General features: G+C 63.7%; 7 protein-coding genes. 2 read left to right on the top strand and 5 right to left on the bottom strand.

Annotated elements, in window-relative coordinates:
* The 5 genes from AWB67_RS34075 to AWB67_RS34055 form a co-directional block, all read right to left on the bottom strand.
* Nucleotides 1–554: chloride channel protein (locus AWB67_RS34075; protein ID WP_143328445.1), on the bottom strand; the 554-nt coding region annotated here is incomplete at its 3' end.
* A 6-nt stretch (nucleotides 555–560) separates the two neighbouring features.
* The gene (locus AWB67_RS34070) at nucleotides 561–986 is read right to left on the bottom strand and encodes a MarR family winged helix-turn-helix transcriptional regulator (protein ID WP_087660377.1); all 426 of its coding nucleotides are present in this window, start codon (nucleotides 984–986) and stop codon (nucleotides 561–563) included.
* 87 nt (nucleotides 987–1,073) lie between these two features.
* Nucleotides 1,074–2,237: an HPP family protein gene (locus AWB67_RS34065; protein ID WP_087660376.1), complete on the bottom strand. Its 1,164-nt coding sequence runs from the start codon at nucleotides 2,235–2,237 to the stop codon at nucleotides 1,074–1,076.
* 240 nt (nucleotides 2,238–2,477) lie between these two features.
* A complete protein-coding gene (locus tag AWB67_RS34060; protein WP_087660375.1) occupies nucleotides 2,478–2,693 on the bottom strand; it encodes a DUF2964 family protein in 216 nt (71 codons plus the stop codon).
* Between the two features lie 138 nt (nucleotides 2,694–2,831).
* A complete protein-coding gene (locus tag AWB67_RS34055) occupies nucleotides 2,832–3,638 on the bottom strand; it encodes a hypothetical protein (RefSeq protein ID WP_125477809.1) in 807 nt (268 codons plus the stop codon).
* 293 nt (nucleotides 3,639–3,931) lie between these two features.
* On the opposite strand from AWB67_RS34055, the gene AWB67_RS34050 reads away from it, so the two are divergent.
* Entirely contained in the window at nucleotides 3,932–4,753 is an 822-nt protein-coding gene (locus AWB67_RS34050; protein WP_087660373.1) for a DUF72 domain-containing protein, read from the top strand.
* A gap of 187 nt (nucleotides 4,754–4,940) precedes the next feature.
* A partial coding sequence (gene adh / locus AWB67_RS34045) for an aldehyde dehydrogenase (RefSeq protein ID WP_125477808.1) occupies nucleotides 4,941–6,016 on the top strand: 1,076 nt, incomplete at its 3' end.

Genomic DNA, 6,016 nt, shown 5'->3' with positions numbered 1-6,016 from the left:
AGCAGCACGGCGGCGACGGGCGTGCCGAACACGGCCGTCATGCCCGCGGCCGCTCCGGCGACGAGCAGCGTCTTGCGCTCCGCGGCGGTGACCTTCACGCATTGCGCGATCAGCGAGCCGAGCGCGCCGCCCGTCATGATGATCGGGCCTTCGGCACCGAACGGCCCGCCGCTGCCGATCACAATCCCCGACGACAGCGGTTTCAGCACCGCGACTTTCGGCGACATGCGGCTTTTGCCGAACAAGATCGCCTCGATCGCTTCGGGGATACCGTGGCCGCGAATCTTCTCGGAACCGAAGCGCGCCATCAGCCCGACGATGAGCCCGCCGATAACCGGCACGACGATCACCCAGAGTCCGAGCGTGTTGTCAGCGGGCGAGCGGTCCGCGAACGAAAAGCTGCCGAAGAAAAAGAGGTTGGTGAACAGATGGATGAGGGAGAGCAGCACGAACGCGGCGAGCGTGGCGACGGCGCCGATCACGGCGGCGAGCGCGGAAATGCCGGGCAGCCGGGCGTTCGCGGCGAAGTCGCGCTGGGTCGAATGAAGGCTCATGGCGGTTCAGTAGTCGATTTGAGGCACGCGGAAGGCGCCTTGCAGCGATTTCAGTTCCGCGCGATGCAGTTGCGCGAGCCGCGCGAGCACCTGTTCGCCGGCTTTCTGCAGATGCACCTCTACTTGCCGCCGATCCGTTTCGCTGACCTGGCGCCGCACGAGATCGAGCGCTTCGCAGCGCGTCACCAGCGCGACGACGCCGTGATGCTGCGACTGCAACCGCTCGGCCAGTTCGCCGATGGTCGCCCAGTCGCGGCCGGGATAGCCGCGAATATGCAGCAGCAGCAGATATTGCAGCGGCGTGATGCCTTCGCCCTGCGCGGCGTTCTCGGAGAAACGCTCGAAGCGCCGCATCTGGTAGCGAAACTCGGACAGTTGCTCGAAATCTTTCTTCGTGAGGTTGCGGGTCGATCCGCGAACGAGCTCTTTCATGTTGACGCCCCGAAAATAAGCAAGATCGAAAATGTATCATAAAATGATATAAATCGGCGCGACAGCACTACTTTTGGCGATGCCGGTTCAGGCGGCGGCGTGCAGCCGTTGCGCCTGCGTCTGCCGGTACAGGCCCGCGATCAGGTCCGCTTGCGTGATCATCCCGACGAGCCGCCGATCCTTGTCGATCACCGGAATGTGGTGATGGCCGTAGTTCGCGAAAAGCGGCACGAGTTCGGCGATCGGCGTCGCGCTGCTGACCGTGCAGACGTCGGTCGTCATCAGCGCGCCGACGAGCGGTGGCGAGCCATCGTCGCCAGCGAGCCAGCGGGCCGGCGCCCGCAGCAGCGTGCCGAGCGGGCCAGCGGACGCATCGCCCGCGAGGTCCGCCCGCGTCACGATGCCGATCACGTGACCTTCCGCATCGGCCACTGGCAAAGCCTTCACCGCGCGGCGGCTCAAGAGATCGGCGGCGGTGGCGGCGGTCGTCGTCGCGAAAATCGATGCCACCGGCCGGGACATGATGTCCGTGCAGGTCAGCTCGCCGAAGCTGCGGATGTACGCCTGCAACTGCGCTTCGTTCACGACCGATTCAAAATCGGCCGGATCGATGTCGAGCATTTCACTGCGCCGCGCGAGCACGAGTTCGAGATCGGCGCGCGTGAAGCCGGGGTTCCCGGTATTCGCCGGCGCGCCGCTCTTGCCCGCAACTTGTCCCGCGACGTGCGGATAGCGATGCCCCGTCAGCGCATGAAACACGATCGCCGCCGACAGCAGCGCGACCGATTGCACCATGACCGGCTCGAATACGAAGCCGAAACCGAGCGCATGGATCGACGGCCCGCCGAGCACGGCGGTGAGCGCCACTGCGCCCGACGGCGGATGCACGCAGCGACACGCGAACATCGCGCAGATCGCGAGGGCGATGGCGAGCGCGGCGGCATCGACGGGATCGGCGATCCAGGTCGCGCACGCGACACCGACGGTCGCCGAGACGAGGTTTCCGCCGATGATCGACCACGGCTGTGCGAGCGGGCTCGCGGGCACGGCGAAGAGGAGAACGGCGGAGGCGCCCATCGGCGCGACGAGCAGCGGGATGTTCGCTGCGGGGCCGAGCAGCAGGTGCATCGTCCCGCCGGTGAACGCGATGCCTATCAACGCCCCGAGGCACGAGCGAAAACGTTCGGACCATCTGACGGAGACCGGCGCGGGAGCGAAGCTGGCGAGCCAGCGGACGAGGACGGAGCGCATCGATAAGTTGAGTCGAGCCGACGCAGCTACGCCGCTCAGAATTTTGAGATATATTGCATTGTGACATAAAGTCGCGCCTCGGTTCGGCATGCGGAGGGCAGGAAAGACCCTGATGCCGACGCCCGAGCGCAACGCATATTGATACGAAAAGCGCCTGAATCAGGGCACTTTCGTCATGAATGGATGAGGATCAGGCGTGCTGACGCCGGCGCATCGATCGCTCACAACGTGATAGAAAAACTAGCGCGCCCGCCAGAGCATCGCGACGTAGAGGACCGTCGAGAAGACGATCACGCACACGCCGACGATCACCTTTTGCCGGTTGAATTCGAGCAGCCCGTTCACCGCGATGCCTATGCCGAACACCGCCGCCAGCGTGCCGACGGCGGCGAGCGCCACCCGCACCTTGTTGCGCCGTTCCGGATCCGCGCCTGCTTTAAAGCGTTCGAGATTCATGTGACGACCTCCGCGCGACGTGAAGCGTGAAAGCGTGGCGAGGAAGATGAACCGCCCCGGGACGCTGATCAATCGATTATACGAAGTTCGCGTATTCGTCTCATTGACCGTTTTTGTCACGAAAAATGAAACAATCGGCTACCTCAGATCGTTGCCGCTTTCCACCGCGATGCGGCGTTTTCTGAACTCCAGCTTGCCGTCCGCGCCGACCTGCTCGTCGTCGCATGTGAGTACGCGTTCGCCCGTGAACTTCGGGTCGCGGCAGCGGCGCGCTTCGAAGAGCTTCGTGCCGGCGTCGTCGAATACGGGTACGCCGTGTACGACGTTGTCCGACGCAAGCCCCCGCACGCATTCGAACGCGACGTATCCGTGCTGCGTCACCGCATCGGAGGGTTCGACGCAGTCGTTGTCCAGCACGACGCGCTTGCCGGAGCGGTTCACGAACACGACGCGCTCGCGCTTGCCACCGAATGGATCGGCGGAATCGTTGGCGAAGTAGCGCACGATGATCAGGCTCCGGCCATCGGGCAGCGGGCGCAGGAGCGACAGGCGATCGCCGGGTTCCCAGTTGCGCGCATTGTCGGGCAGAAGCCCGATCGAACGGTCGACGACGCTCGTGCGCAGCGCCAGCAGCGAACCGGGGCGCACCTTGCAAGCGCGCATGTATGCGTCGGGCACGGCCTGGCGGATGCGCAGGCGCGCGGCGAGGGCGGGCTTGTCGGCGTTGGCCGTCGCGCCGATCCACATGAAGACGTTCTGGTTGTCGCCGCAATCGGCGGTCTGGATGACGAAACCGTCCGGCACGGCGCGGTAGAGCGGCCCGGCCTTTTTCGCGATCCCGGCGGCCGTGGGATCGGTCGGACCCGCGATGATCCATATCGTGATGGCGTGCGCGGGCAGCGCGGCGGCGAGAAGCACGACGAAAAGCGCGACCGCGCGCATCACGAACGGCTTTCCCGCACGGCTAAACGGCGGCTCGGACGTTTCATGGCGTGCTCATCGGCGCAGGATGGGGTCGGATTGGTCTGATCTACAGTTTAGTCATTCCGTCTTGCGAGCCAAGATTTTTATCGACCGTATCGCCTGCCGCGCCGGGGCGCTAGAACGTTTCGTCCTGCGGATCAGGCCCGCGAGTCGGGCCGCGATCCAGGACCGAACCTTGCACAATGCCTCACACGAGCGCCCGTGCCGCAATTCGCTAAACTGGTACGCGACCCGAAAATAGATGAGGTCCTTCGATGGCAACCCGCAAGAACAAGACGGCAGCAATCCGGATCGGCGTCGGCGGCTGGACGTTCGAGCCGTGGCGCGGCGGTGCGTTTTATCCGGAAGGGCTCGCGCAAAAGAAAGAACTCGAATACGCGAGCCGCCAACTGACGACAATCGAAATCAACGGCACGTTCTACGGTTCGCAAAAGCCTGCGACATTCGTGAAATGGCACGACGAGACGCCCGACGATTTCGTGTTCTCGCTGAAGGCGCCGCGCTACGCGACGAATCGGCGCGTGCTCTCCGAAGCCGGCGATTCCATCGACCGCTTCTTTGCGAGCGGCGTGCTGGAACTCAAGGACAAGCTAGGCCCCGTCAACTGGCAGTTCGCCCCGACCAAGCAATTCGATGCCGACGATTTCGAAGGCTTCCTGAAGCTGCTGCCGACGAGCGTCGAGGGGCGCGCGATCCGTCATGCGGTCGAGGTGCGGCACGAGAGTTTCCGCGACGAGGCGTTCGTCGCGCTCGCCCGCAAGTACGGCGTGGCGATCGTGATCGCGGGGGATTCGAAGTATCCGCAGATCGCGGACCCGACCGCGCCGTTCGTCTACGCGCGCATCATGGGCACGGAAGAAGGGCAGCGCCTGGGTTACGCGAAGAAGCAGCTCGATGCCTGGATCGAGCGCGCGCGCACGTGGTCGTCGGGCGGTGCACCGGCGGGGATCGAGACGGTTGCGAAGCCGCCCGCGAAGGAAACGCCGCGCGATGTCTTCCTCTACGTGATCAGCGGCTTCAAGGCGCTCAATCCGACGGCGGCGATCGCGATGATCGAACTGTTGAACAAGTCCTGAGACTGTTCCATTTCGGGACACTCCCAGGCGGCTGTGTCGGAGTGAGACAGTGTGCTCGCGCGACGGAAAAGCGCCCAAGCCGCGCCGGCGTTGAGCTGAAGCCGATGGCACGGAACTCGCAAGCAGCAATGACCGGTGCGGTAAGCAAAGCCGCGTCGGTCATTCAAACGATATGCGAGGAGCACACATGAATCACGCCGAGATGCAGTTCCTGAACACCGAATTCCCTTTCAAGAAGCAGTACGGCAATTTCATCGGCGGCAAGTGGGTTGCGCCGCTAGGCGGCGAATACTTCGACAACATCTCGCCGATCACGGGCGAACCGTTCACGTCGATTCCGCGTTCGCGCGAAGCCGATATCGAACTTGCTCTCGATGCCGCGCACAAGGCGAAGACATCGTGGGGCAAGACCTCGTCGACGGATCGCGCGAACATCCTCAACAAGATCGCCGATCGCATCGAGGCGAACCTCGCGCGCATCGCGGTGGCTGAAAGCATCGACAACGGCAAGCCGCTGCGCGAGACGATGGCCGCCGACATCCCGCTCGCCGTCGATCACTTCCGCTACTTCGCAAGCTGTGCGCGTGCGCAGGAAGGCTCGCTTTCACAGATTGACGAGGACACCGTCGCGTATCACTTCCATGAACCGCTGGGCGTGGTCGGGCAGATCATTCCCTGGAATTTCCCGATCCTGATGGCGACGTGGAAACTCGCTCCGGCGCTCGCCGCAGGCAACTGCGTGGTGCTGAAACCCGCCGAGCAGACGCCCGCCTCGCTGTTGGTGCTGATCGAACTGATCCAGGATTTGTTGCCGCCGGGCGTGCTGAACGTGGTGAACGGCTTCGGGCTGGAAGCAGGCAAGCCGCTGGCGTCGAACAAGCGCATCGCGAAGATCGCGTTCACCGGTGAGACGACGACCGGTCGCCTCATCATGCAGTACGCAAGCCAGAACCTGATTCCGGTGACGCTCGAATTGGGCGGCAAAAGCCCGAATATCTTCTTCGCCGACGTGATGAACGAAGACGACAGCTTCTTCGACAAGGCGCTCGAAGGCTTCGCGATGTTCGCGCTGAATCAGGGCGAGGTGTGCACGTGTCCGTCGCGCGTGCTGGTCGAAGAGAAGATTTACGACCGATTCATGGAACGGGCGTTGAAGCGCGTCGCGGCGATCAACCAGGGGCATCCGCTCGACTCGAAGACGATGATCGGTGCGCAGGCATCGCAGGAGCAACTCGAAAAGATCCTGTCGTATATCGATCTCGG

The sequence above is a fragment of the Caballeronia terrestris genome (assembly GCF_001544515.1).
GTDB lineage: Bacteria > Pseudomonadota > Gammaproteobacteria > Burkholderiales > Burkholderiaceae > Caballeronia > Caballeronia terrestris.
Note: the sequence above shows the minus strand (reverse complement) of the source record. Positions and strands in the feature narration are given on the sequence as shown.